The following is a 22,181-nucleotide window of genomic DNA, read 5'->3' on the forward strand; positions in this document are numbered from 1 at the left end:
GGACACCTGATGTTTCATCACCTCGCCCTGGACAGGGGGCCGCTCGGCCCGCTTCGCCGTCCGGCCCGCGGCCGGGCCAGCTCGGCCCGCAGCTCGTCGAGCTGCGCATCGGCCGTCTCGTGCGGCCGGAACTCGACCACGTCGAGGAAGCGGAACAGGACGTGGGTCCCGGTGACCGCGTATTCGTAGTCGGCGAACCCCACCACCGCGCCGATCCCGCCCCGGGCGGCTCCCCGGAGGACGTGCGCGGTCATGTCCTCCGGGGCGTCCGCCGACAGCCCCCGCCGCGCGTTCGGACGAGCCAGATAGGGGCAGACCATCGAGGCGTACAGCATGCACGCCCGGTGTCCGGGGCCCTCCATGGTCGGGGCGAGATTGCGGTACGGGCGGCCCGCGGCCAGTGCCTCGCCGATCGCCGCGGCCTCCGTGCCGCCCACCACCCGCCACACCGGGCCCCGAGGTATCAGGGTGTTGCAGACCGAGCGCAGCCGCCCGTGCGCGCAGTCCGCGCTCCGCCCGTAGTCGGTGAGGGCGAACTGGGGCTCGTCCCCTTCCCACGGGGTGATCGCGGGAACGGGATAGCCGCGGTTATCGCGGGGCCTGGCCCGGACGGCCGGCGGCATCGGGACGCTGTCGACATGCACGGGCCATGCCTACCAGGGGCCCTCACCCGGGCACCAGCGGACGCGGCCCCGGGAACAGGACGTTGCTTCAGGCCGAGCGGGAACCCGCCGAGCCGGCACCGAGCCGCCCCGCCGAGCCTCACCCCGCGAAGGACCTCGGCCCCGGGCCGGTGAAATGCGGTTGCCGCGGACCACGACGGACAGGAACGCCGCGGCGGTACGACCGCCGTGCACATCGGCCGTGTCGCGCAGCCCGCCGCCGTGGCGCAGCCCGCGCGGACGGTCCCGGAGCGACCGCCCTCCGGCGGTGACGCTTCCGCCGGTGGGGTCGCTCGGGCCGAGGATCATCCACGGCGTGGTCGACTTGCCCGCACCCGGCTGCTCGCCGAACTCGACGCCCGCGACCGGGTCCAGCTCGTCATCATCGCCTACGAGGCGGGCATGGCCGGACGGGATCGGTGAGGGAGAGCCGCGGCGGGGCTCAGCGCCTGATCCGGGGCGCCCCCGTCACCGCCACGACCGCCGAGTACAGGGACGTCGTGGCCGTGATGAAGAGCCGGTTGTTCTTGGGGCCGCCGAAGGCGATGTTGGAGACCGTCTCGGGAACCAGGATGCGGCCGATCAGGGTGCCGTCCGGGTCGTAGCAGTGGATGCCGTCGTCGCAGGCCGCCACCCAGAGGCGGCCCTCGTCGTCGAAGCGGATGTTGTCGAAGACGCCGTTGCCGGGCCGGCCCTCGGCGAAGACCTTGCCGTCGGACAGGTCACCGCGCTCGTCGACGTCGAAGACCCGGACCTCGTTGAGCCGGGTGTCGGAGACGTACAGCTGCCGTTCGTCGAGGGAGAGGACCAGCCCGTTCGGGCCGCGGAACCCGTCGGCGGCCAGGCGGACTTCGCCCGTGACCGGGTCCACCCGGTACACGTTGCAGGAGTCGATCTCGCTCTGAGCGCGGTACCCCTCGTAGTCGCTGGTGATCCCGAAGTCGGGGTCGGAGAAGAAGACCGTGCCGTCGCTGCGGACGACCGCGTCGTTCGGGCTGTTGAGCCGCTTGCCCTCGAAACGGTCGGCGAGGACGGTGACCGAGCCGTCGTGCTCGGTGCGGGTGACGCGGCGGTTCCCCTGCTCGCAGGTGATCAGCCGGCCCTGCGGATCAAGGGTGTTGCCATTGCTGTGTCCCGCGGGCGCACGGAAGACGCCGACGGTCCCGGTGGCCTCGTCCCAGCGCAGCATCCGGTCGTTGGGGATGTCGCTCCACACGACCTGGCGCCAGGCCGGCACGTAGAGCGGGCCCTCGGCCCAGCGGCAGTCGCCGTACAGCTTCTCCAGGCGCATGTCCCCATTGGTGCACCGCCCGCTGCGGAACCGGCCGTCCAGGACCTCATAGATCCCGTTCACCACGTCACCGGACATGATTCCCCCTCACTCCCCTGAGACCAAATACTGTTCAACGTATCACCGTATGGACCAGACAGAATATGGTGTGCGTATGAAGAACGTGGATGACATCGACCGTGAACTGCTGACGCTGCTCCAGCAGGACGCCACCCGGTCCTATGCGGCTCTGGGCCGCACCGTGGGCCTGTCGGCGGGCGCCGCCCACGAACGCGTCCGCAAGCTGCGCGAGCGCGGCGTCATCCGCCGCACCACCGTCGATGTCGACCCGGCGACCGTGGGGTGCGGGGTGCTCGCCTTCGTGATGGTCGAATCGGCGGCCTGGATGGGCGAGTCGGCCGAGGCGTTCGCGGCCCTCCCCGAGATCCAGGAGGCACATGTCATCGCGGGTAGCGCGTCCGTCCTGGTCAAGGTGCGCACGGCGACGACCGAGCAGCTTCAGGACGTGCTGCGGCGGCTGTACGCGATCGAGGGCGTCAGCGGCACCCAGGCCACGGTGGTCCTGGAGACGTTCTTCGAGCGGCCGGTCACGGCAGCCGGGGCCGCGCCTGCCGCATCCTGACCCCGGGACGGGACATCCTCGTGACAGGCGGACCCCCGTCGCCGACAGGCAGATCGGGCTGCGCCCCGAGAGGTCCGTGCCGGGCTGCGGGGTCGGGGACGAGATCCGCTTGAGCAAGGACGGCTTCCTGCGGCTTGCGGAGGGGTTCTTCGCGGAGATCGAGAACAAGTCCCGGTAGGCCTCACCCGGCCCCGCGTACACGCGCGCAGGACGAATGGACATGCGGGTGAGACGGAAGGCCATTCCGCGTCTCGTCGGCGCTTCCTACGGTTGAATCCATCAACCGGCAGAACATCAGGGAGCGTTGCCATGCGTGCTGCCGTGCAGAACTCGTTCGGTGGTCCCGAGGTGCTGGAGCTCGTGTGCGCCGTCAGGACCGGCGGCCGAAGAACTCGATCTCCGCGATGGCCAGGCGGCGGCCGTTCCCGGCTCCGTACACCTCGTCCGTCGTCAGCCGGGCTCTGACCGTCTCCGCACCCACCACGTCGAACGTCTGCGGGCCCGCCTGGTCCTTGAGCCTGATCCGCTTGCTGACCTTCCTGCCGTCGGCCGAGGTCAGCACCACCGTGATCTTCTCGGGGCGGGCCTGGGTGAGGAACTCGTCCGCCTTCGCCGACGTGCCGGGAAAGACGATCAGCTTCATCACTCGTACCGGCTGGTCGAAGTCGCACTCCAGGTACTCGCCGACGCCCGCACCGACATTCTTCGGTGCCCAGTAACGGTTGTTGAAGCCGTCGAACGCGGCACCGGCCGGGTGGCCGGGCGCCCTGCTGGAGCTGCGGAAGGCCGAGGGCGGCACCGACTCGGGACTGCCCGTCTCCTTCTTCGCGAAGCCCAGCAGCCCGGAGAGGTGCGGCAGCCCGAACCAGACCAGGGCCGCCACCAGGATCAGCGTCAGCGGAAGCGCGAGACTCGGGCGCCGCCACAGTCTGCGGCGCGGCCGGGCCCCGGCGAGGGGCGCCCGGCGGGGGTGGCGGCGGAAGATCCGGCGCCACCACGGGGGCGGGAGCTCCGGGGCCGGCCCCGGGTCCAGGAGCAGGGCGCAGTGGATGCACAGGGTGCGGTCCGCCGCGTTCTCCGTACGGCAGTTGGGGCAGCGGACGGTCGCAACGGGCGGCGCGGGGGGCGGAGTGGGCGGCAGTCCCGGGGATGGGACGGGGTGCGCCTCGGGTCCGGGCACGGGCTCGGTCGTCTCGTCGGGGCGGCGCGGGGCAACGGCGGGGGCAGGAGCGGGCGCAGTGGGGGGTGGAGTGAGGGGTGGCGATGGGTGAACGGAGGTGGGTGCGGGAGCCGGTGCGGGGGCAGGCGTCGGGGAAGGAGCCGGGGCAGGAGCAGGAGCCGGAACAGGTGCCTGCGGCGTCTCCGGTTCCTCCCAGTTCAGGAATGCCTCGCAGGACGTGCAGAACGCCGTCCCCGGAGCGTTCCGGTGCCCGCAGTTGTCGCAGATCATGCCGCACCCCCGGCTTCCGTCCCGCCCGGCTGCGGCGCCGACGGCAGGATCTCCACCGTGCGGCCGACGTGCGCCGGGACCTCCGCGCCGATCAGCTCCTGCAGCCGTACCCGGTCGACACGATCCGGATCCGGCACCCGGAGCCGGACCGTGACCCAGGGCCCGGCCTGACCCGGCAGCGCCGTGTTCGGGCGCGTCGACCACGCCGTACCGCCGCTCTCGACGATCTCCGGTTCGATGCCGGTCTCCAGCCGTACCGCGTCCGCAAGACCGCGCGGCGTCCCGCGCCGGCTGTGCCCGGACACCGCGCCCCGTACCGTCGCCCGGCGCTGTTCGAGCGGGCTGTCCTCGTGCGGTTCGACCGCCACCCACTGGGCCAGCCAGGCGAGGAAATCGTCGGGGGCGCTGCGCGGGTCGAGGTGGGCGGGCAGGTTGTCGATGGTGAGCAGGACCGGCGCGAGTACGTCGTCGAGCGCCGCGAGGAAGCGCTGGAGGAAGTCCTGCTCCAGGTAGACCGCCGGCAGCTGTTCGATCAGCGGGTGCGGGGTGGGGAGGCCGGTGACGGCGGTGCGCATGGGGTCAGCCCTCCCGTACCCGGAGCTGGTGCTCGTAACTGAAGACCAGTGCGTGCCGGTCCAGCGTGATCTTCGTGGTGGCCGTCTCGCCGCGCTGCCCGCTGAACGGGTCGGCGGGGAAGAGCCGTACGTCCTCCACCAGGTCGAGCCCCGGCACCTGCTGGAGGACGGCGAACGCCTCGCCCGACTGGATCGGCCGGCCGAACGGCCAGCCCTGCCCGGAGGGTCCGCCGGTCAGCGGGTTGAAGTACCCGTACAGGGCGGCGAGGGCCTGTTCCCGTACCCGCTCGACGACCGCTCCCCTGTGCGCCTGGACCGAGGCGACGACGGTGACGCCCTGGTAGAAGGGCGGTTCGACGACGAGCCGGGCGCCGATCGGGCGCCGTTCGTCGAGATGGCGGGCGACCAGGGCGAGCGTGTGCGGGGGCGGGATCAGCTCGTTGAACCGGATGCGGCCCTGCTCGTCGCTGCGCCCGGCCGGCACGACGAGCAGCCGCACCCCGCCCGCCTCGGCGCCCGTGTCCTCCCCGGCCGGGATGCAGTGCACCCTGGCGGCGTCCGGTGAGACCTCGCGGGCGAGCAGTTCGTAGTCGTGCGGGACGACGGCCCGGTGAAGGGTGCGCAGGGTCATCGGGCCGCGCACCCGGGCGCTCTCCACGGTCTCGCCGTCGACGCCGCCGAGCGCCGGGTTCCGGTTCTCCACGCGGGCCACGTACGGGATGGCGCTGCGCAGCACCCGGAGGGTGGAGCGGGCCACATTGCCGCGCAGTCCGCCGCCGGTGCGGTAGGAGCGGACCCGGACGGTGGCGCCCTTCGGGGGCACGGCCCCGTAGTAGCGGATGCTGCCGTCGCGTTCCCGTACGGCCGGACCGAACTCGACCCGACCGGAGTTGGGGTCCAGGGTGATGTGCCGGTCGTCGGGCCCGGAGTGCGCGAAGTCGTCGACGCGGATCCAGTCCTGCGTGCCGTCGGAACCGTTCCCCGGGCTCCCGGCCGGATCCACGACCTCCACCACGAAGTCCCCGGGGACGACCGGCGGACGGGACACGGTGAGAGCCTGCCCCGGCACGCCCTCCGCGGCCCCCAGCACCTCGTCGGTCACGGTCTCGGCGTGCTCGGCCTCGACGGTCGCGCCGATCGTGAAGGCCGTGATCCTGCGGACCACCGGCGGCGCGACATAGGTCGGCCGGCCTGCGGCGGCCTCCACCAGGCGGCAGCGCAGCCAGCCGCCGGTCCGCCGCACCACGACCGCCGGGGCGTGCGTCTTCGGCAGGTGGAGGATCAGCTCACCGGACTTGTTGAAGCCGCCGGTGTCGTCCTTCTCGATCTCGCAGACCGTCCACGCGTTTCCGTCCCAGGCCTCCCAGACCAGCGGCGGCCGCAGCGGGTCGACACCGACACCCTCGACCTTGCAGTCCAGCCGGAGGACGACGACTCCGGCGGGGACGGCGGCTGACAGCCCGATGTACACGGCGTCCCCGGGTGCGGGGGTCGAGTCGAAGCACGGTATGTCGCGGCCGAGCGCGAGCTCCTCGGTACGGTCGACGGCGTCCCCGGACGTCGGCCAGGTGGCGAGGTGCGCGAACGCGCACGGCACGATGGACAGGTCGCCCACGGTCGTGAAGACGACTGCGTCCTCGGTCTCGGTACGCACGGTGGCGACCTCCGTACCGGCGCGCACGGTCACCGGCTCGGGTTGCGGCGCGGAGAGCCGGAACGTCACATCGGTGCGGGCCGCCGTCGGCGGGTGGAGCCGGACCCCGATGAGGTCGAGGAAGGTCAGATAGCTCTTCTCCGGGACCCGGTTCACCCGGTAGACGAGCTGATCGACCATGGTCGCGAACGCCTCGATGAGGGTCACCCCGGGGTCCGACACATTGTGGTCGGTCCACTCCGGGCAGCGCTGCTGGACGAGGCGCTTGGCCTCGTCCACCAGGCCCTGGAAGCGGCGGTCGTCCAGATGGGGACTGGGCAGCGTCACGCGCCGTTCTCCTCCTCGTACCGATCAGGCCGGCCGTGCCGGTCGTGCGGGTCGTCGTGCTGTGGGATCACGTAGAAGGGGAAGACAAGATTCCGGGGGTCGTTGGCGCCCCGCACCGTGTAACCGATGTCGATGTAGAGCACTCCCTCGTCCGCCTCGTCGAACCGGACGACGACCTCGGTCACCTCGATCCGGGGCTCCCAGCGGTCGAGCGCGAGGCGCACCTCGTACGCGAGCTGGCCCGCCGTCCCCGCGTCGGCCGGCGCGAACACGTAGTCGTTGACGGCACACCCGAACTCCGGCCGCATCGGCCGCTCCCCGGGCGAGGTCGCCAGGATCAGCCGGATCGACTCCTCCAGCTCGTGCTCGCCGCGCACCAGGGCGATGGAACCGGTGGCATCCGTGCGCGGCGGGAACGCCCACCCGGCGCCGATGAACTGCTGGCCCATCTCCGCTCAGCCCCCGATCAGCACCGTCGCGCAGCCGGACACGACGGGCGAGCCACAGCCGGCCAGGTCCCCGACCCGGGCGGCGGGCTTGCCGCCGATCAGCACGGAGGAGCTGCCCGGTGGCGCGATCGTGGACGGCGGATGGGCGGCCGGGGAGGTACAGGTGTGTGCGGTGCCGACCGTGGCGGCGGGCTTCCCGCCGATGAGAACGGACGCGACACCGGGTGGGCCGACCGTGCCGGGGTGACCGGTGGGGTCACCGACGCGGGCGGCCGCCGCTGCTGTTGCGGACACGTCGACCCACTCCTCTCAATTGATCCTGACCATCGGCGCGTTGATGGAACACGAACTGCCGCCCTTGATGTCGGTGCGCTGGGTTCCGTTGACCGCGACCTGGCCGCCCTGGACGTCGACGGTGCCGCCCGTGGCGAGTGTGACCCTGCCGTTGCCGCCGTCGACCGCGACTCCGGAGCGGGACGTCAGCGTGACGCTTTCGCCGGCGAGTTCGAGCGATCCCCGGCCGGCGTCGAGAGATACGCCCTCGGCCGCCTTGATGGAGACCTGCTCCTTCGCCTCGATGGTCACGCTGCCGTCGCTGTCGATCACGATCACGGTGCCCTTGCGGTCCAGATCGATCTTGAGCTTTCCGTCGCCGGTGAGCAGACGCACGCCCTGCGGGCCGTTGGCGGCGTCGAGCAGCTCCAGCTGGTTCCCGCCCTTGGAGGCGAAGGCGCGGCGGTTGACCGCGCCGCTGGTCGGGTCGACGAGACCGCCGCCGCCCGGCCCGCCCGAATCACCGGTGCCGGAACCTCCGCCCTCGCTAGCGCCGCCGCCCTGCGACGGTCGGTCCTTCCCGTTGTACAGACCGGCCAGCACGTACGGCCGGTCCAGATGTCCGTGCTCGAAGCCCACCAGCACCTCGTCTCCGACCTCCGGGATGAACGCTTCGCCGCCGCTCGTCCCGTTGGACTGCGCGGTCCGCGCCCAGTCGCTCGCGTACTCGTCCGACAACCACGGGAACCGGACCTTCACCCGCCCCGACCCGTCGGGGTCGTGCGTGTCCGTGACCGTCCCGCTGACCAGCCCGTTGCACCGCGAACCAGCGCTGCCGCCCGGCCCCTGCGCACCGGAGCCCCCGCCCGTCAGCCCGAACAAGGACCGCTCCTGCTGCCCGGAGACCGTGATCCACGTCTCGTAGCCGCGCACGGCGTCGAAGACATGGCGCGACGACGTGACCGTGTACCGCCCCTCGAAGGGCTTGCCCACCGCGTTGAGCGCCACCGCGCTGCCCGCCCTGACCTCCGGGTTCCCGCGGATCACTGCCTCCAGCTCCGCGAAGGACCCGGCGATCCGCTCGGCGAGCGCCTTCGCCGCCTGGTCCACCTGCGCCTGCTCCCCGTACGCCGCGTCCGTGACCACGAACCGCGCCTCGCCGAACGGTGCGGTCACCTCGGCGGCCGTCACCCCCAGTTCCAGCGTCGACGACGTGCCTGCCGGGGCCTTTCCCACCAGCGGCTGCTTGGCCTTGACGTCCCAGCCGCGCACCTCGACCTCCGAGACCTGCTCGGCGGACGACACCCCCGCCCGGCAGCGCAGCAGATTGCTGCCCATCTCCAGGACGAGCGGGTTGCGGTCGGCGCGCGCCGAGCCGTCGGGCGCACCGCTCGCCTCGGTGGACCGGGTGATGTGCAGCTCCCCGTCGAGTGCGTAGGCCTGCGCCCCGGCCTCCTCCGCCAGGCCCCGGACGAACTCCCAGTCGGTGATGTTGGGCTGGGCGATGTGTTCGAGCACGGGCCCGGCGATGTCGACCTTTCCCGGCTTCAGCCCGGCGCGCTGGGCGACCTGGCCGCAGATGTCGGCGAGCGTCATGTTCTGGTAGCTCGCGACCCTGCGCCCCCGGAACAGCCGGTGCGACTCGTCGAGCCCCCGGACGACGGTGAACGTCCCGGTCTCGTCGAGCTCCACCTCCAGTGCGGTGACCACCCCGTTGAGCAGCGGCTTCGGGGCCGTGTCGCCGCCCGCGCGGGCCAGCAACCGGGCCTCACTTCCGATCTTCAGCCCGGTCTGTTCGAGGAGCACCCGGTCGGGGTCGCGGAAGCGGAGGAAGAACAGGTCGGGGAGTGTACGGCTGTCGTCGACGTACCCCTCGACCAGGGTGTTCACGAACTTCGGGGGCAGCGGTGTGCCATCGAACTCCACCACCAGCGCGGTGGCGACGCCCTGTTGCGCCATCAGCCCCGCCCCCGTACCGGATTCTCCGGCTCCGCGAGCCGGCTCAGCTCGTCGAGGGCGGGCAGCAGCAGCTGTGTGCCGGGCGCCAGCCGCATCGGGTCGTCGATCCCGTTCGCCTCGGCGATCACCCGCCACGCGGCCGGGTCCCCGTACTCGCGCTGGGCGAGCGACGGCAGCGAGTCCCCGGCGCCCACCCGGTGCACCCGCCGGGCCGCCAGCGCACCCGAGGTCGGGTTCTGCCCCGGGGTGTCCCCGCTGATCTCCTCCATCGTGACCTGGCAGACCGCCCGGATCGGCACACCGGATGTGGTGAACAGGGTGTATTTCGCCTGCACTTGGCTGACATAACCGGGGAACCCGGTCAGTCCGCCCCAGTGGAAGACCACCCACGGCGGGGATGACCGCTGCTGCTGCCGGGTCTCGTTCGTCGGGACGCAGCATGCGAACAGCTGCTCCACGGCGGTGACGACCCGGGTGTCCTGGGTGTCACTGGCGTCGAAGAACATCTCGACGGTGAGCTTGCTGGGCTGCGACCCCTGGTACTCCGGCGGCCCGGAACTCTTCGCCCCCTTGGCCGGACTCCGCTTCCACGACGCCGCCTTGGTGAGGCTGAGCTCCTTCGGATTGAACTGGAAGTCGATCCGGCCGCACGGACCGCCGGGCGTGAGACCGCCGCCGGTCGGCGGGGTCCGCAGCTCCAGATAGGCATGCTCCAGCTTGGGCCGGGCCGAGCCCCCTTTCGCGGCCGACGACGCACCGGACGTACCGGCGGCACTGAAGGCGATGGGTCCCGCACCGCTCACGTCGGTCAGCCCTCCATCACATAGCCGTGGTGGGCGATCTCGATCGTCTCCATCGCGACCTTGGGCGACTCCGGGGAGAAGGACGGCCCGGTCCACCGCACGGGCACCACCTCCAGCAGCCCCCACTGCGCCACCTTCTGCCCGTCGCCGGTCCGCGCCTCGATGTGGGCGGTCTTGCGGCTGAACCCGGTGGTCATGGTGGCGAACCAGCGGGCCACCTTCTCGGTCTCGCGGGTGAGCGGCCGGGACAGCTTCACGTTGGAGTACTTCAGCCGGGTCGGCAGCTGCCACAGGTGGCCGTTGTTGCCGCCCTCCTCCCGTGTTTCGAGCACCACTTCGCAGCCCAGGCCGTCGCAGGTGTTGAACGACCCGAGCTCGATGTCGTCGATGGTGACGACGAAGCAGACGCTGACGGCGGGGTCGTTGTCCGAGGGGGCGGTGGCCATGGAACGTACCTCTCAATTCCGGGTGGGACGGCGGCGGTTCAGTGTCTGGTGTCGATGAGGAAGCCGGCCCGCTCGCGTTCCAGCCGGAGGTCCGCCTTGAGGAGCCGGCTCAGGGGCCCGTACAGGGCGCGTACGAGTTCGTCGGTGACGGGCGGGCCGCCGCCGTGACCTGCCGGAGTCGATGCGGGCGAGGAGCCTCCCCCCGGGTCGGAGACTGCGGGGGCGACCTCGTCGACGGGCCCGGGATCGGGCTCCGGATCGGGCCCCGGATCGGACGGTGGCGGGGGCTCGGTGGTCTCGGTCTCACGCTGGACGACGGGCTGCGAGAACCCCGTGGGCGGGGTGCCGAAGACGACACTCCCGTCGGCCATCCGCTGGGCCACACCCGCGGCCACGGCGACGGATCCGGCCGAGAGGACGGAGGGAGCGACAGGGTTACGGGAACGGGGCACCGGCGGCCCGCCTCCCGCCTGCCGCTGCACAGCGGAGAGGGGCGAGCGGCGCGGTGACTCCGGTGGTGCGCTGACCGCTTCCCGACCGGGGACGGCGACCGGGACGGCCGTACGCTGCACCGTTGCCGTCGGTGACGGTCGTGGTGCGGCAGAGCCCCAGCGGACCGGAACAGCGGGCGGAACCACCGGTTCCTGGGCCGCGCGCTGAACGGGCGCGGCCTGCTGCGTCAGGTACACCGGCACCGGACGCTCGGCAAGCAGCGGGACCACGGGCAGGGAGGGAGTGGCCGGTACGTTCCCCGGGGCGAGGGAGGTTCGCTGTACAGGTGCGGCGGTCGGCACCCCGGGCTCCGCGCTCCTTCCCGCCACCCCCTCCGGAGCGGGTGTGGCGTCCCGAGGATCCGTTGCCTTCCCAGGGGTTGCTGACTCCTGCGGCGGCATGACGAGCGGGTCGTCACCGAGCAGTGGCGCGGTCTGCGCGTCCGGCAGACGCTCCGCCTCGTCCGACGAACGCTGCGTCTCCTCGGGCTCCGCCTCCTCAGTGCTCCGGGACACCGGCACCGACTCGCTTCGCGTTCCCGGCACCGCGGCAGCAGCCTCCCGTTGCGCTGTCGGTGGCAGCCCGGACATGGGCGCACCGAGCCCAGGAGCCCGGCGGGGCCGTTCCACAGCCGGAGGAGGCACCTCGGTGCGCTGGACAGCGGGCGGGGCGCCCCGCATCGGTCCGCCCGCGGCGCCCGCGTCCGTGACGAGGGACTGCTCACCGACCAGATGCCGTACCGGAAGGTCAACCACCGCGGACTCTCCCGCAGTCGTCAGGACCGGCTCCCGCCCCCCGTACGACACCCGCTGAACAGCGGCGGGGACGGCCGGGGCGCCGGACCTCGGCCCCGCCCGCAGGGGCATCTCCACCGCCCGCTGCACGGTGGAGGGCCCACCCACCGCCGACGTGATCCCGTGCACGAGCCCGGCGGGCGCCTCCGGGCTGACCAGGTGCCCGAGGGGAGTGCCGAGGGTGGTGTCCTGCCGGGTGGTGAGCGAACCCTCGAAGCGGCCGGGGTCGCTGACCAGCTCAGGACCGCGCACCGTCCGCTGCAGGGGCGGCAGCCGGGACGGATCGAACCGCTCCCGCCGCACTGCGTCGGCCGGGAGCCCGGCGCCGCCTCCCTCCTCCGTCCGGCGGCCGCGCAGCCAGGACATCAGACCCATGGTTCCTCGTCCTCCCCCTGCGCTACTGCCCGCTCAGGCGGGCAACCTGTGCGACGAACTTCAGGCGTTCCGGGTGTTCCAGGTCCAGCAGCTCGTCGAGCGGCCAGTGGAAGTGATAGGCGAGGTACGCGACTTCCTCGTAGAGCAGGTCGGCCGCGTACGTCACGATTCCCCCAGGCGGCCACCGGCGAGATCCACCGCGAACTCCTCCTGGCAGGACGGACAGGTGACAGCGGCGCGGGTGTGCCCCTCGGCGTTGATCCGCCGGTAGAAGTCCTGCAGAAACGCCAGGTCGGAGGCGAACAGGTCCTCGATGATCCCCGGGTGGATGTCGTCGACGGTGCCGAGCCGGGTGACGACGCGCGCGATCAGCACGACCGACAGATACGCCGCGTTCTCGCGCACCCGGTCGTCCCGCAGCGGCACGAGCTCGTCCCGGGCGGTCGCCAGACGCATGACGCCCGCGCGATGGACGGTGCCGGACTCGTCGACGTACCCGCGCGGCAGCTCGAAGGTGAACTCGGTGCGCAGCCTGTCCCGTTCGGAACGCTCCTCGAAGGCGGGAGCCGGGGCCGGCGCCTGGGCCGTACGCCGCATCAGTCGAGTTCCATGCTCTCGTACGTGATCGACAGTTTCTCCGTCAGGACCGAGGTGTCACCGGCCTTGAGCGTGCCGATCTCCAGCGACTTCGGCCAGGCGTTGATGAGCTTGTAGCGCTTGATGGCGATGCCTTCGTAGTCGTACACGATGACGGCGCCGTTGCGGCGGGCCGCGGTCATGCGGCCGAACCGCGAGTCCTTGATCCACCGTTCGAAGCTGTTGTCCTCGGTGAGTCCACGCGTCACGGTGACCTCCCCCGCCTTCGGACGGCCGGGAAGCTTCTTGATGGCATAACGCCCGTCGGCGGTGTTCTGCTTCAGCTCGATGACGTCCTGCTCCATCTTCAGACCACTGACTTCGGTGATCTGCTTGATGACGACGCTGTCGAATTCGAGACCGAAGGAATGCCCGACAGAACTGTCGAGATCGGGAAGTGGCACAGCGAACTCCTCTACCGGTTAAGGAACCACGGAATCTCGGCACCTCGGAACTGCGGAACCGACATGCGGCGGTCACTCATCGACCTCACCCGATCCGCTGGTCAGCTGGGAGAGCCGGAACACCACGAACTCGGCCGGCCTGACCGGTGCCACACCGATCTCACAGACCACCTGGCCTACCTCGATGGTCTCCGGCGGGTTGGTCTCGCGGTCACACTTGACGTAGAACGCCTCGTCCGGCGTCAGCCCGAACAGCGCACCCCTGCGCCACTCGTTGACCAGGAACGCCGAGACAGTACGCCGGATACGGGCCCACAGCGCATCGTCGTTCGGCTCGAACACGACCCATTGCGTGCCGGCGAGAATCGACTCCTCCAGGTAATTGAAGAGCCGCCGGACATTCAGATAGCGCCAGGCCGGGTCGGACGCCAGCGTCCGCGCCCCCCATACCCGGATTCCGCGCCCGGGGAAGGAACGAATGCAGTTCAGCCCGATCGGATTGAGCAGATCGTGCTCGCCCTTGGTGAGCTGCGTCTGCAACGCGACGGCTCCCCGCACCACCTCGTTGGCCGGGGCCTTGTGCACACCACGCGTCTCGTCGTTGCGCGCCCACACGCCGGCGATGTGCCCGCTCGGCGGTACGAGCTGCGCCCGGCCGGACGACGGGTCGGCGACCCGGATCCACGGGTAGTACAGCGTCGCGTACTTCGAGTCGAAATTGGCGCGGTCGGTGCGCCAGGACCTGATCTGCTGCGGCGAGAGCCCGGGGGGCGGGTCGAGGATGGCGACGCGGTCGCCCATCAGCTCGCAGTGGCTGATCAGCGCCTGCTGCACGGCGATGACGGACTCCAGGTCCAGCAGTCCGCGTTCGTACGCGCTCATGAGATCGGGAACGGCAACGGTCGTGATCTCCTCGACCGCTTCCAGACCGCCGAAACCGGTCCGCTGGTCGGGATCGCCTACGTACGCTTCCGAGCCCAGCGCCCCGGGGGCCGAGCCCAGAGCGGGTGCGGGCGCGAGCGTGACCGTCTGTGGCTCGGGCCTGGCCGGCGCGGCCCCGCGCCCGGACTCCCGGACCTCGATCAGCTCGGACTTCGCGTTGACACGGGTGGCGACGTTCTCCTTGCTGCGCTTGGTCGTCACGGCCGGATACGTCTCGACGACCTGACCGTCGCGCCGGACGAGCAACTGGAACACGTCCTGCGGCGGGTCGTCACCCTCGACGTCCGTCACCTCGACGGTGATCTCCCCACTCACACCGGGACGTGCCTTGAGTGCGTACGGACCGAGCTGGGTCTCCGTCCCGGCGGGCAGCCGCCCCGGCTCACCGCCGCCACCGATGCTCTCGGGCTCGGCGGCCTCCGTACCGTCACCGATGCGCACCACGTAGCAGATACCGCCGCCGTTGGCGAAGAAGCCGTAGACAGAGGAAGCGAGATAGGTTCCCTCGACGAAGTCACCGAAACGGCTGACGAACTGGCTCCAGTTCGTGATCAGCGTGGGCTCGTCGAGCGGACCCTTCTGGGCGAAGCCGACGAAGGCGGCCACCGAGGTGCCCACGCCTTCTATCGGCCGGGACCCTGACTCGACCTCTTCGACGTAGACGCCCGGGGACAGGTACGACGGCATGTATGACTCTCCTTGACCTCTCCTCGACCGTGGAACGCGGGCCATTCTCACCACCCGCCCGATGTACGGGGAACGGATATGCGGTCGCCCAGCCGTGCACGGGAGACTGCCCGAAGAGGCAATCCGCGTGATCCGCCCGACCAAGCCGGCTCTGCCCCCACCCCCGCCCGCGCGCGCTCCGCATCCCCGTTGTCCGCCACCCAGGCTGGCGAGGCTGGGGAAGCGGTGACCGGGAGGGCGGATGAAGGCGGTTCCGGAGAAGAACCCCGCGCCCGACACCGCCCGCGCGGCGACCCCCCGTCCCGAAGCAGCCCCGGTGGACCGCCCGGCCCCGGACCGCCCCGTACCCGATCGCCGCTCCCTCCAGCGCCTGCAGGGCGCGGCAGGCAACGCGGCAGTCGCCCGCCTGGTGGCGCAGCGCTACACCGCCCCGGTGAAACCGTCCCCGTCCCAGGCGGCCGGCTTCCGCAGGGTGAAGGCGGACGTGGCGGCAAAACGCACCAGGATCGCCGCCCACGCCCCCGCCGCCACCGAGTCCAAGTCCGCGCAGGATGCGGCGGTCGCGCCCCCGGACGACAAGGAAGCCCAGGGCAAGGCGGCGAACGCCGAGAAGATGAACGCGGCAAAGCCGGGTGAGTTCAACAAGCAGGCGTTCATCGACGCGGTGAACAAGGCGATCGACGCGCAAGCGCCGAAGAACCTCGATGACGCCGACAAGTTCTCCGGGTCCGGCAAGGCGGACAAGATCAAGTCAGAGGTCGACGGCAAGGTCTCGGACGGCAAGGAGAAGTCCGCCAAGGACATCGAGACGGCAACCAAGGCCTCACCGGACACATCGGCGGCCAAGGACAAGCCGGTCACCCCCATGACCCCGGACCAGCCGCCCGCCAACCCGGGCGCCCCGTCCGCAGCGGACGCCATCCCCGCCCAACAACCCGCCTCCGTCACGGACTTCTCCGATGGGCCGGCCCAGAACGACAAGGCGATGGCGGACGCCGAAGTCACCGAGGACCAGCTCGCCAAGGGCAACGAACCGGAGTTCGACGAGGCGCTGTCCGCGAAGAAGACAGCGGAAGCGGACTCCGCGAAGGCACCCGCCAAGGGCAGGGCGGCCGAGACCCAGCAACTGTCCACGGCAAAGACGAACGCGGCGGCGTCCGGCGCCCAGGCCATGAACGCCCTGACCGCGACCCGTACCGCGGCGGGCAAGCAGGTCGACGGCGGCAAGGGCGACACCAAGTCGAAGGACGAGAAGAAGCGCGCCGAGGTCACGGCAAAACTGCAGAAGGTCTACGACGGCACGAAGAAGGACGTCGAGGAGACCCTCTCCGGCTTGGACAAAAAGGTCGACGACAGATTCACGTCGGGCGAGAAAGCGGCCCGCGACGCGTTCACCGCGGACCACAAGCGCCGTATGAAGGCCTACAAGGACAAGCGGTACTCGGGCTGGACCGGCAAGGCCCGCTGGGTCAAGGACAAGTTCGCCGGCCTGCCGAAGGAGGCCAACAACCTCTACCAGGAAGCCCGCAAGCTCTACGTCTCCCAGATGCAGACGGTCATCTCGTCAGTGGCCGACATCATCGGCACGGAGCTGGGCAAGGCGAAGGCGCGCATAGCGAAGGGCCGCGCCGAGCTGAAGGCGGAGGTGGACAAACTCCCTGCCGATCTTCGCCAGTTCGGTGAGGACGCGGCCAAGGACTTCGCCGGCAAGTTCGACGACCTGGAAGCCACGGTCAACGAGAAGTCCGAACAGCTGGTCCAGGACCTGGCGACGAAGTACACCGCGGCCCTCAACAAGATCGACGAGGAGATCAAGAAGCTCCAGGAAGCCAACAAGGGTCTGATCGACAAGGCGAAGGACGCGATCGTCGGCGCGATCAAGACGATCAACGAGCTGAAGAACCTTCTCCTCGGCATCCTCGCCAAGGCCGCCTCCGCGATCATGAAGATCATCAAGGATCCGATCGGCTTCCTGGGCAACCTGGTCAAGGCGGTGGGCGCAGGCCTCCAACTGTTCGTCACGAACATCGCCGACCACCTGAAGAAGGGCGTCGTCTCCTGGCTCCTGGGCACTGCCGTCAAGGCGGGCCTGGACCTTCCCCAGAAGTTCGACCTCAAGGGCATCATCCGGATCATCGGCTCTCTGCTCGGCCTGACCTGGGCGAACATCCGGGCCCGTGTCACCCGCAAGGGCGTCCCCGACCAGGCCATGAACGCGGTCGAACAATCCGTCCCCGTCGCCCAGACCCTCGCCCGCGAGGGCCCGGCAGGCGCGGTCAAGGAAATCACTGAGGAGGCCGGCGACCTCAAGGCCACGATCCTGGAGAAACTGACCAGCTACCTGATCCCCACGGTCATCATCGCGGGCATCACCTGGATCATCTCGCTCCTGAACCCCGCCTCCGCGTTCGTTCGCGCGGTCAAGGGAATCATCGACATCGTCACGTTCATCGTGAACCAGGGCGCCCAGATCGTGGAGTTCGTCAACGCGGTCCTGGACGCGGTCATCGCCATCGCCAACGGCGGTTCGGCGGGCGTCCCGAAGATGGTCGAAGCGGCCCTCGCCGCAAGCGTCCCGCTCCTCATCGGCTTCCTGGCGTCACTCCTGGGCATCGGCGGCCTGGCCAACAAGGTCAAGAGCGTCTTCCACGCGGTGGCCCGCCCGGTGAACCGGGCCATAGACAAGATCGTGGGCTTCATCGTCAAGGCGGGCAAGAAGCTCTGGGCGAAGCTCAAGAAGAATGACCCGAAGGGCAATGAAAGAAGCGCTGCCCAGAAGCAGCGCGACTTGGATGCAGGCCTTGACGCCGCCGATGGGTTACTCCAGCAACGGCTGAGCCGGAAGGAGATCCTGAATCGCCTGCCACAGATTCGCCGCCAGTACGGGATGAAAGAGCTCTCCCTGGTGCACGACGGCCGGCGAGGACAAGAAGAACTCGTACACGTGCGCGGAAAAGTAAATCCATCAGGCGAACGCGTAGAGAAACCGATTCCGGGCCTGTACGAAAGCATCGACCCCAGCATGAGACGAGTCGAAAACTGGTTCTTCAAGGAGCCTCAGACTCCACTAAAACGCGACGGGTTACTGAAGCTCACCACGAACATAAAGTCCCCCAAGAACCAACAGGGGCATGTATCCCGCGCCTACGACCCCGTCACAAAGACAGTGGTCATGGAGGAAGCATTTCTCGACAAAATCCCCAGGGAGATGCGCTGGGTCACCGCGGGAACCCAGATGGTAGAGGGGCGAGGAACTCCGCTTGTCACCTACGTCACGTTACGGCAGATGCGGAAGTTTGAGATCGGGTACGCAGAGGCAAAACAAGTGAAGATGAGCACCATCCAGAACGTCAGAGCCATCTGTCAACTCGAGAACGCAACGCGTCGGGGGATCGAGTTGGATCAGGCGATTCTCGACACCCATTCCGTCACGTACGCAACCGCATCCATCATCCAATCAGGGGGGCGTATCGCTTCCGCTCGCGTGGAGGGCGGGGTTCACACACCGTTCACGGAGCTTCTCGAACATTATGAGGGCTCAGGCAGGGGTCGCGACATGACCGCCGTGGCGGAGCATCGCAACCTTCTCACTGAATACGGTATAGCGCGAGGCGACACCGTACTGTGGAACTACAACATCTATTTAGAGATAGTTCCGTTTTCCTGAAGACTGGGAGCCGAATCGCTCCCCGCATGAAAGGAGTTGGGGTTGCAAGCAGCAGTCCTCAAGAACATCTCTGTCGTCCTCACTCCCGATTGGAGCGACGTGGTTTATGAGGAGAATGGACGCACGATAACCAGAAGATCAGACGAAGAAATCGATAGATTCGCCGATGAGATGCAGCAGAACACTCGAGCAATTGTCACGGTGGCCGACTACTCAACCAATTGGGAGAGACTACAAGAATCGATCTTCATTGGCAATGAAGGGCTCCTGGACTTGATTGCGCAAGAACCCGCAGCTACAGCACACGCACTACTTTCCCGGACAGTGCTGATCGATGCATGGAATTCGATAGTTCCGGGTGTTGCCGAAGACTTTCAGCTGGCTGCGGTGGTCGACAGTCGACGCTACTTCAAATGGCGGACTGAACCGGAGAATGAATACGGTGGAGGTCTGTACGGGAGGAAGTCTGTCGTTGACGCATTCGGCGGGTCATGGAAACCTTCACCCGTTTTCGAGACTCAACATTATTGCTATTTTCAGCACGATGCATTCCTGACCCTTCCCGCAGTTCTGGCTGGCTATGCGAAGCAATACGTGACCCTCATCAACCGCCTGGGAGAAACTTCTGGAATGTGATCAATGTGAATTCTCTTAGCCACGCCAGCCATCTCGACGCGGCCCGAGAACTCATCGAAGGCCGGCCTTGGATAGTCCTCACGTAGAGCTGCGGTATCGGTCCTACCCGGCGAAGGCCGCAGCGACGCCGGGGATCTCGGGTTGATGGGCTTGGCGTCCGGTCCGCGATCGGCGTCCCGCCTGCCTACCCCAGCAACCCCAGGTACGGCCCGAACTCCGACGCCAGCGTCAGCCGGCCCAGTTTCTGGTACTCGCGCTGGATCGCGTGGATCAGCGTCGGCATCGTCACCGGCTCCCCCGTGTCCGCCGCCAGGTACGCGGCCGTCACCGCGATCGAGCGGATGTTGCCGCCCGCCAGCTCGAAGTTCTCGGCGCAGAAAGCCAGGTCCAGGTCCGCTGAGCGCGGGAGTTGGGGGCCCAGGCAGCGTTCCCAGAGGACCAGGCGTTGGTCGGGGTCCGGGACCGGGAAGTCGATGACCAGGTCCAGGCGGCGGGTGAAGGCGTCGTCCAGGTTGGCGCGGAGGTTCGTGGCCAGGATGGCCAGGCCGTCGAAGGACTCCATGCGTTGGAGGAGATACGCGCTCTCCACATTCGCGTAGCGGTCGTGGGCGTCCTTCACATCCGAGCGCTTGCCGAAGATCGCGTCAGCCTCGTCGAAGAGGAGGACCCCGTTCACACCCGCCGCTTCGGAGAAGATCCGTTCCAGGTTCTTCTCCGTCTCGCCCACGTATTTGTCGATCACCGTGGCCAGGTCGACCGTGTAGAGGTCCAGGCCCAGGTCTGCGGCGATGACCTCCGCGGACATGGTCTTGCCGGTACCCGAGTCGCCTGCGAAGAGCGCCGACACACCGCGGCCCCTGCCGCCTCCCGGGCGCATGCCCCACTCCCCCAGGACGCGGTCGCGGTGGCGGGCGCGGGCGGTGAGTTCGCGGAGTTGGGCGTGGGCGTCGGGGGGCAGGACGAGGTCGTTCCAGGTCACCGTGGGTTCGATGCGGCGGGCCAGGCGGTCCAGGCCTGCCGCGTTCTGGGCGCGGGCGCCCTGGCGTACGTGGTCGGGGGTGAGGGTTCCGCCGTGCAGCCGGGCCGTCTGGGCAGCGCTGTGGGCGGCTCCGGTGACCTGTTCCGGGGTCAGGAGGAACGGGGAGAGCAGGCGGTCCGCATCGATGGAGGGCGGGATCGCGGCAGCGGCCTGTTGTCTGTACGCATCCGTCCAGAGGGCTGCGCGGGCCGCCGGTTCCACCCTGGGGGCGTGCAGGAGCAGCGGCGGGACCGTGGACCAGGACGCGTCCCAGGGGTCCCTTCCCACCAGGATCGTCGGGACCGGGGTGTCCGTGAGCATGCGGAGGAGGGCCGGGTGGTCCCGGGCCAGCGCGTCCAGCGGGGCGCAGACCAGGCCCGCGTTCGTGAGGCGGGCCTCGCGCACCAGGGACCGTACCGCCTCCGCAGGTGTCGAGTCCTCGGCCAGCCTTGCCAGGTCCAGGCCCAGCACCCGGCGGCCCGCGAGGGTGAGCGCGGAGGCAGCCAGTGCGGTGCCCGCGCCGCCCTGGTCCTCGCGGAGGTAGGCGAGCGGGACGCCGTCGGACAGAACGGAGGCGAGAGGGGATGGGTCGCCGACTCCTGGTACCGCTCGCCAAGGAGCCAGGAGGTCCGCCAGCCGTGGGTCCGGTGTGTTGTCGCCCAGGAGGTGGGCGGTGACCCGGTCCGGGACGCGGAGGGCTCGGCTCAGGAACGGACGGTCCAGGTCCTCGACAAGGAGGAGCCGGCCCGCGCGGAGAGGGGACCGGGCGGACAGTCGGGACCGCGCTGCCTGGTCGGCGGGGGTCAGACCGCAGAGGCCCAGGGCCAGGCCGATGGACGGGCGGCGCCGGGTGACATCGTCGTTGAGGTAGCCGTAGAACGCCTCGAAGCGGTCGTCCAGGTCCGGTACGAGGGCGATGAGGAGGATCTCGATGTCGAGAGCGGTGAGGTTGAACTCCCGGGTCAGGGCCGACAGTCGGGAATCGGCCGGTGCGGTGCCCGACGAGGTCGGGACCGGGAACGCCGGTGTGCTGTCCACCGAGGTCGGGACGGGAAACGCGCGGGCCGTCTCGTCGTTCAGCAGACGGGTGATGTTCTCGTCCGTCAGGTAGAGGCCCCGGAACGCGTCGTCCGGGTTCGGGTCGGTGAGCTGCCGTGCCTCCACCGCGGCGCGGATGCGCTGTTCCACCGCGACCGCCCGGGCGAGGAGATGGCGCAGGTTCGGGTCGCCCGGGGTCGTCATGCGTCTGTTTCCTCCGGTGGGGTGCCATGCGTTTCGGTGATGCGGAAGGACATCGCGCGTCCGCGGTCCGTCGTGCCGTTGCCGGAGGACTGCAGCGCCGGGTCCCGGGCGGGGCGGCCGGGGCGGCTTCCGTACACCGGGAGACCCTTGCGGCCCGGCTGCGGCTGTGTCTCGCCCTCGGGCCGCGCGGGTACGCCTCCGAACCGGGTCTGCAGGCCCTCGTCCTCCACCGGCGGGCCCGCCGGGTACGTGGGCGCGGCCGTGACCGGGACGCTGATGACCAGGTCCAGAGACGGTTTCAGTTCGCCGCCGAGCGCGCTCCATACGTCGGCGAAGGAGCGGTCCTCCGGCGGCGGCAGCGCGATCGACATCGGTACCGACGCCCCGATGTCGGCCAGCGAACCGGTGAGGCGGTCCGGCGGGAGCGCCTCGTAGCGGAGGAGGCAGGCCAGGAGCGAGGACAGCAGACGATGTTCGTCCTCCGGGCGCTTCGTCCACGCCGTGATCAGGTACGACAGCTTGAAGAAGCGGGGCGGGCGGCGGCGCGCGACGATCGTGCCGCGCTCGTCGTACTCGTTGTGCAGACCGCGTTCCCGCCGCCGCATGTCCTCGCGGATGTCGTAGAGGTAGAGGTTGACCATGGGGGCATTGACTTTCGCCGCCCACTCCCTGGTCGGGGCGTCGAAGACCACCGCGATCTGACCGCCTTCGAGCACCTCCGCCCTGATCAGGGCGCGGAGTACGTCGTCGACCTCGTGGATCACCTGATCACTCCCG

Annotated in this window: 20 protein-coding genes and 1 pseudogene; 4 read left to right on the forward strand and 17 right to left on the reverse strand. The window is 69.6% G+C overall.

Features of this window, described 5'->3' with window-relative positions; translation table 11 throughout:
• Nucleotides 1–17 precede the first annotated feature (17 nt).
• A complete protein-coding gene (locus tag OG395_RS27210) occupies nucleotides 18–644 on the reverse strand; it encodes a hypothetical protein (protein ID WP_327245272.1) in 627 nt (208 codons plus the stop codon).
• Between the two features lie 351 nt (nucleotides 645–995).
• Between OG395_RS27210 and OG395_RS27215 the strand changes: the two are divergent.
• Nucleotides 996–1,085, forward strand: a pseudogene (locus tag OG395_RS27215) (DNA-binding response regulator); the annotation flags it as partial.
• 19 nt (nucleotides 1,086–1,104) lie between these two features.
• On the opposite strand, the gene OG395_RS27220 reads toward OG395_RS27215, so the two are convergent.
• The gene (locus tag OG395_RS27220; RefSeq protein WP_327245273.1) at nucleotides 1,105–2,031 is read right to left on the reverse strand and encodes an SMP-30/gluconolactonase/LRE family protein; all 927 of its coding nucleotides are present in this window, start codon (nucleotides 2,029–2,031) and stop codon (nucleotides 1,105–1,107) included.
• An 85-nt stretch (nucleotides 2,032–2,116) separates the two neighbouring features.
• Between OG395_RS27220 and OG395_RS27225 the strand changes: the two genes are divergently transcribed.
• On the forward strand, nucleotides 2,117–2,575 hold the full coding sequence (locus tag OG395_RS27225; protein ID WP_327249473.1) for an Lrp/AsnC family transcriptional regulator: 459 nt from the start codon (nucleotides 2,117–2,119) through the stop codon (nucleotides 2,573–2,575).
• A gap of 370 nt (nucleotides 2,576–2,945) precedes the next feature.
• On the opposite strand, the gene OG395_RS27230 is transcribed toward OG395_RS27225, so the two are convergent.
• The 13 genes from OG395_RS27230 to OG395_RS27290 form a co-directional block, all read right to left on the reverse strand.
• Nucleotides 2,946–3,755, reverse strand: a complete 810-nt coding sequence (locus OG395_RS27230; protein WP_327245274.1) for a discoidin domain-containing protein — start codon at nucleotides 3,753–3,755, stop codon at nucleotides 2,946–2,948.
• 266 nt (nucleotides 3,756–4,021) lie between these two features.
• The gene (locus OG395_RS27235; RefSeq protein ID WP_327245275.1) at nucleotides 4,022–4,600 is read right to left on the reverse strand and encodes a phage tail protein; all 579 of its coding nucleotides are present in this window, start codon (nucleotides 4,598–4,600) and stop codon (nucleotides 4,022–4,024) included.
• Between the two features lie 4 nt (nucleotides 4,601–4,604).
• Nucleotides 4,605–6,581 (reverse strand): putative baseplate assembly protein, encoded by a 1,977-nt coding sequence (locus tag OG395_RS27240; RefSeq protein ID WP_327245276.1) that lies wholly within the window; start codon nucleotides 6,579–6,581, stop codon nucleotides 4,605–4,607.
• Nucleotides 6,578–7,030: a GPW/gp25 family protein gene (locus tag OG395_RS27245; RefSeq protein ID WP_327245277.1), complete on the reverse strand. Its 453-nt coding sequence runs from the start codon at nucleotides 7,028–7,030 to the stop codon at nucleotides 6,578–6,580. The genes OG395_RS27240 and OG395_RS27245 overlap by 4 nt, the downstream gene beginning before the upstream one ends.
• 6 nt (nucleotides 7,031–7,036) lie before the next feature.
• Nucleotides 7,037–7,324 carry a PAAR domain-containing protein gene (locus OG395_RS27250; RefSeq protein WP_266983475.1) on the reverse strand — a complete coding sequence of 96 codons (288 nt, stop codon included), beginning with the start codon at nucleotides 7,322–7,324 and terminating at the stop codon, nucleotides 7,037–7,039.
• Between the two features lie 15 nt (nucleotides 7,325–7,339).
• On the reverse strand, nucleotides 7,340–9,262 hold the full coding sequence (locus OG395_RS27255) for a VgrG-related protein (protein WP_327245278.1): 1,923 nt from the start codon (nucleotides 9,260–9,262) through the stop codon (nucleotides 7,340–7,342).
• Nucleotides 9,262–10,065 carry a CIS tube protein gene (locus OG395_RS27260; protein WP_327245279.1) on the reverse strand — a complete coding sequence of 268 codons (804 nt, stop codon included), beginning with the start codon at nucleotides 10,063–10,065 and terminating at the stop codon, nucleotides 9,262–9,264. Before OG395_RS27260 ends, OG395_RS27255 begins: the two co-directional genes overlap by 1 nt.
• Before the next feature lie 5 nt (nucleotides 10,066–10,070).
• Complete coding sequence (locus OG395_RS27265; RefSeq protein ID WP_266983478.1) at nucleotides 10,071–10,511, reverse strand: phage tail protein; 441 nt, start codon at nucleotides 10,509–10,511, stop codon at nucleotides 10,071–10,073.
• A 38-nt stretch (nucleotides 10,512–10,549) separates the two neighbouring features.
• Nucleotides 10,550–12,172, reverse strand: a complete 1,623-nt coding sequence (locus OG395_RS27270) for a hypothetical protein (protein ID WP_327245280.1) — start codon at nucleotides 12,170–12,172, stop codon at nucleotides 10,550–10,552.
• Nucleotides 12,173–12,194: 22 nt separating this feature from the next.
• A complete protein-coding gene (locus OG395_RS27275; protein ID WP_327245281.1) occupies nucleotides 12,195–12,338 on the reverse strand; it encodes a DUF6760 family protein in 144 nt (47 codons plus the stop codon).
• On the reverse strand, nucleotides 12,335–12,769 hold the full coding sequence (locus OG395_RS27280; RefSeq protein WP_327245282.1) for a hypothetical protein: 435 nt from the start codon (nucleotides 12,767–12,769) through the stop codon (nucleotides 12,335–12,337). Before OG395_RS27280 ends, OG395_RS27275 begins: the two co-directional genes overlap by 4 nt.
• Complete coding sequence (locus OG395_RS27285; protein WP_327245283.1) at nucleotides 12,769–13,212, reverse strand: phage tail protein; 444 nt, start codon at nucleotides 13,210–13,212, stop codon at nucleotides 12,769–12,771. Before OG395_RS27285 ends, OG395_RS27280 begins: the two co-directional genes overlap by 1 nt.
• Before the next feature lie 72 nt (nucleotides 13,213–13,284).
• Nucleotides 13,285–14,841: a phage tail sheath family protein gene (locus OG395_RS27290; protein ID WP_327245284.1), complete on the reverse strand. Its 1,557-nt coding sequence runs from the start codon at nucleotides 14,839–14,841 to the stop codon at nucleotides 13,285–13,287.
• Nucleotides 14,842–15,082: 241 nt separating this feature from the next.
• Here OG395_RS27290 and OG395_RS27295 point away from each other — a divergent pair, with 241 nt between their 5' ends.
• Together OG395_RS27295 and OG395_RS27300 are read left to right on the forward strand one after the other, a co-directional pair.
• Nucleotides 15,083–18,508: a hypothetical protein gene (locus OG395_RS27295; RefSeq protein WP_327245285.1), complete on the forward strand. Its 3,426-nt coding sequence runs from the start codon at nucleotides 15,083–15,085 to the stop codon at nucleotides 18,506–18,508.
• A gap of 42 nt (nucleotides 18,509–18,550) precedes the next feature.
• A complete protein-coding gene (locus OG395_RS27300; protein WP_327245286.1) occupies nucleotides 18,551–19,144 on the forward strand; it encodes a hypothetical protein in 594 nt (197 codons plus the stop codon).
• Nucleotides 19,145–19,328: 184 nt separating this feature from the next.
• Here the strand turns inward: OG395_RS27300 and OG395_RS27305 are convergent, their stop codons facing one another.
• Together OG395_RS27305 and OG395_RS27310 are read right to left on the reverse strand one after the other, a co-directional pair.
• The gene (locus OG395_RS27305) at nucleotides 19,329–21,404 is read right to left on the reverse strand and encodes an ATP-binding protein (protein ID WP_327245287.1); all 2,076 of its coding nucleotides are present in this window, start codon (nucleotides 21,402–21,404) and stop codon (nucleotides 19,329–19,331) included.
• A complete protein-coding gene (locus OG395_RS27310) occupies nucleotides 21,401–22,168 on the reverse strand; it encodes a DUF4255 domain-containing protein (protein ID WP_327245288.1) in 768 nt (255 codons plus the stop codon). Before OG395_RS27310 ends, OG395_RS27305 begins: the two co-directional genes overlap by 4 nt.
• Nucleotides 22,169–22,181: the final 13 nt, after the last annotated feature.

Origin of the sequence: Streptomyces sp. NBC_01320 (assembly GCF_035974375.1) — a bacterium.
Taxonomy (GTDB): Bacteria; Actinomycetota; Actinomycetes; order Streptomycetales; family Streptomycetaceae; genus Streptomyces; species Streptomyces yanii.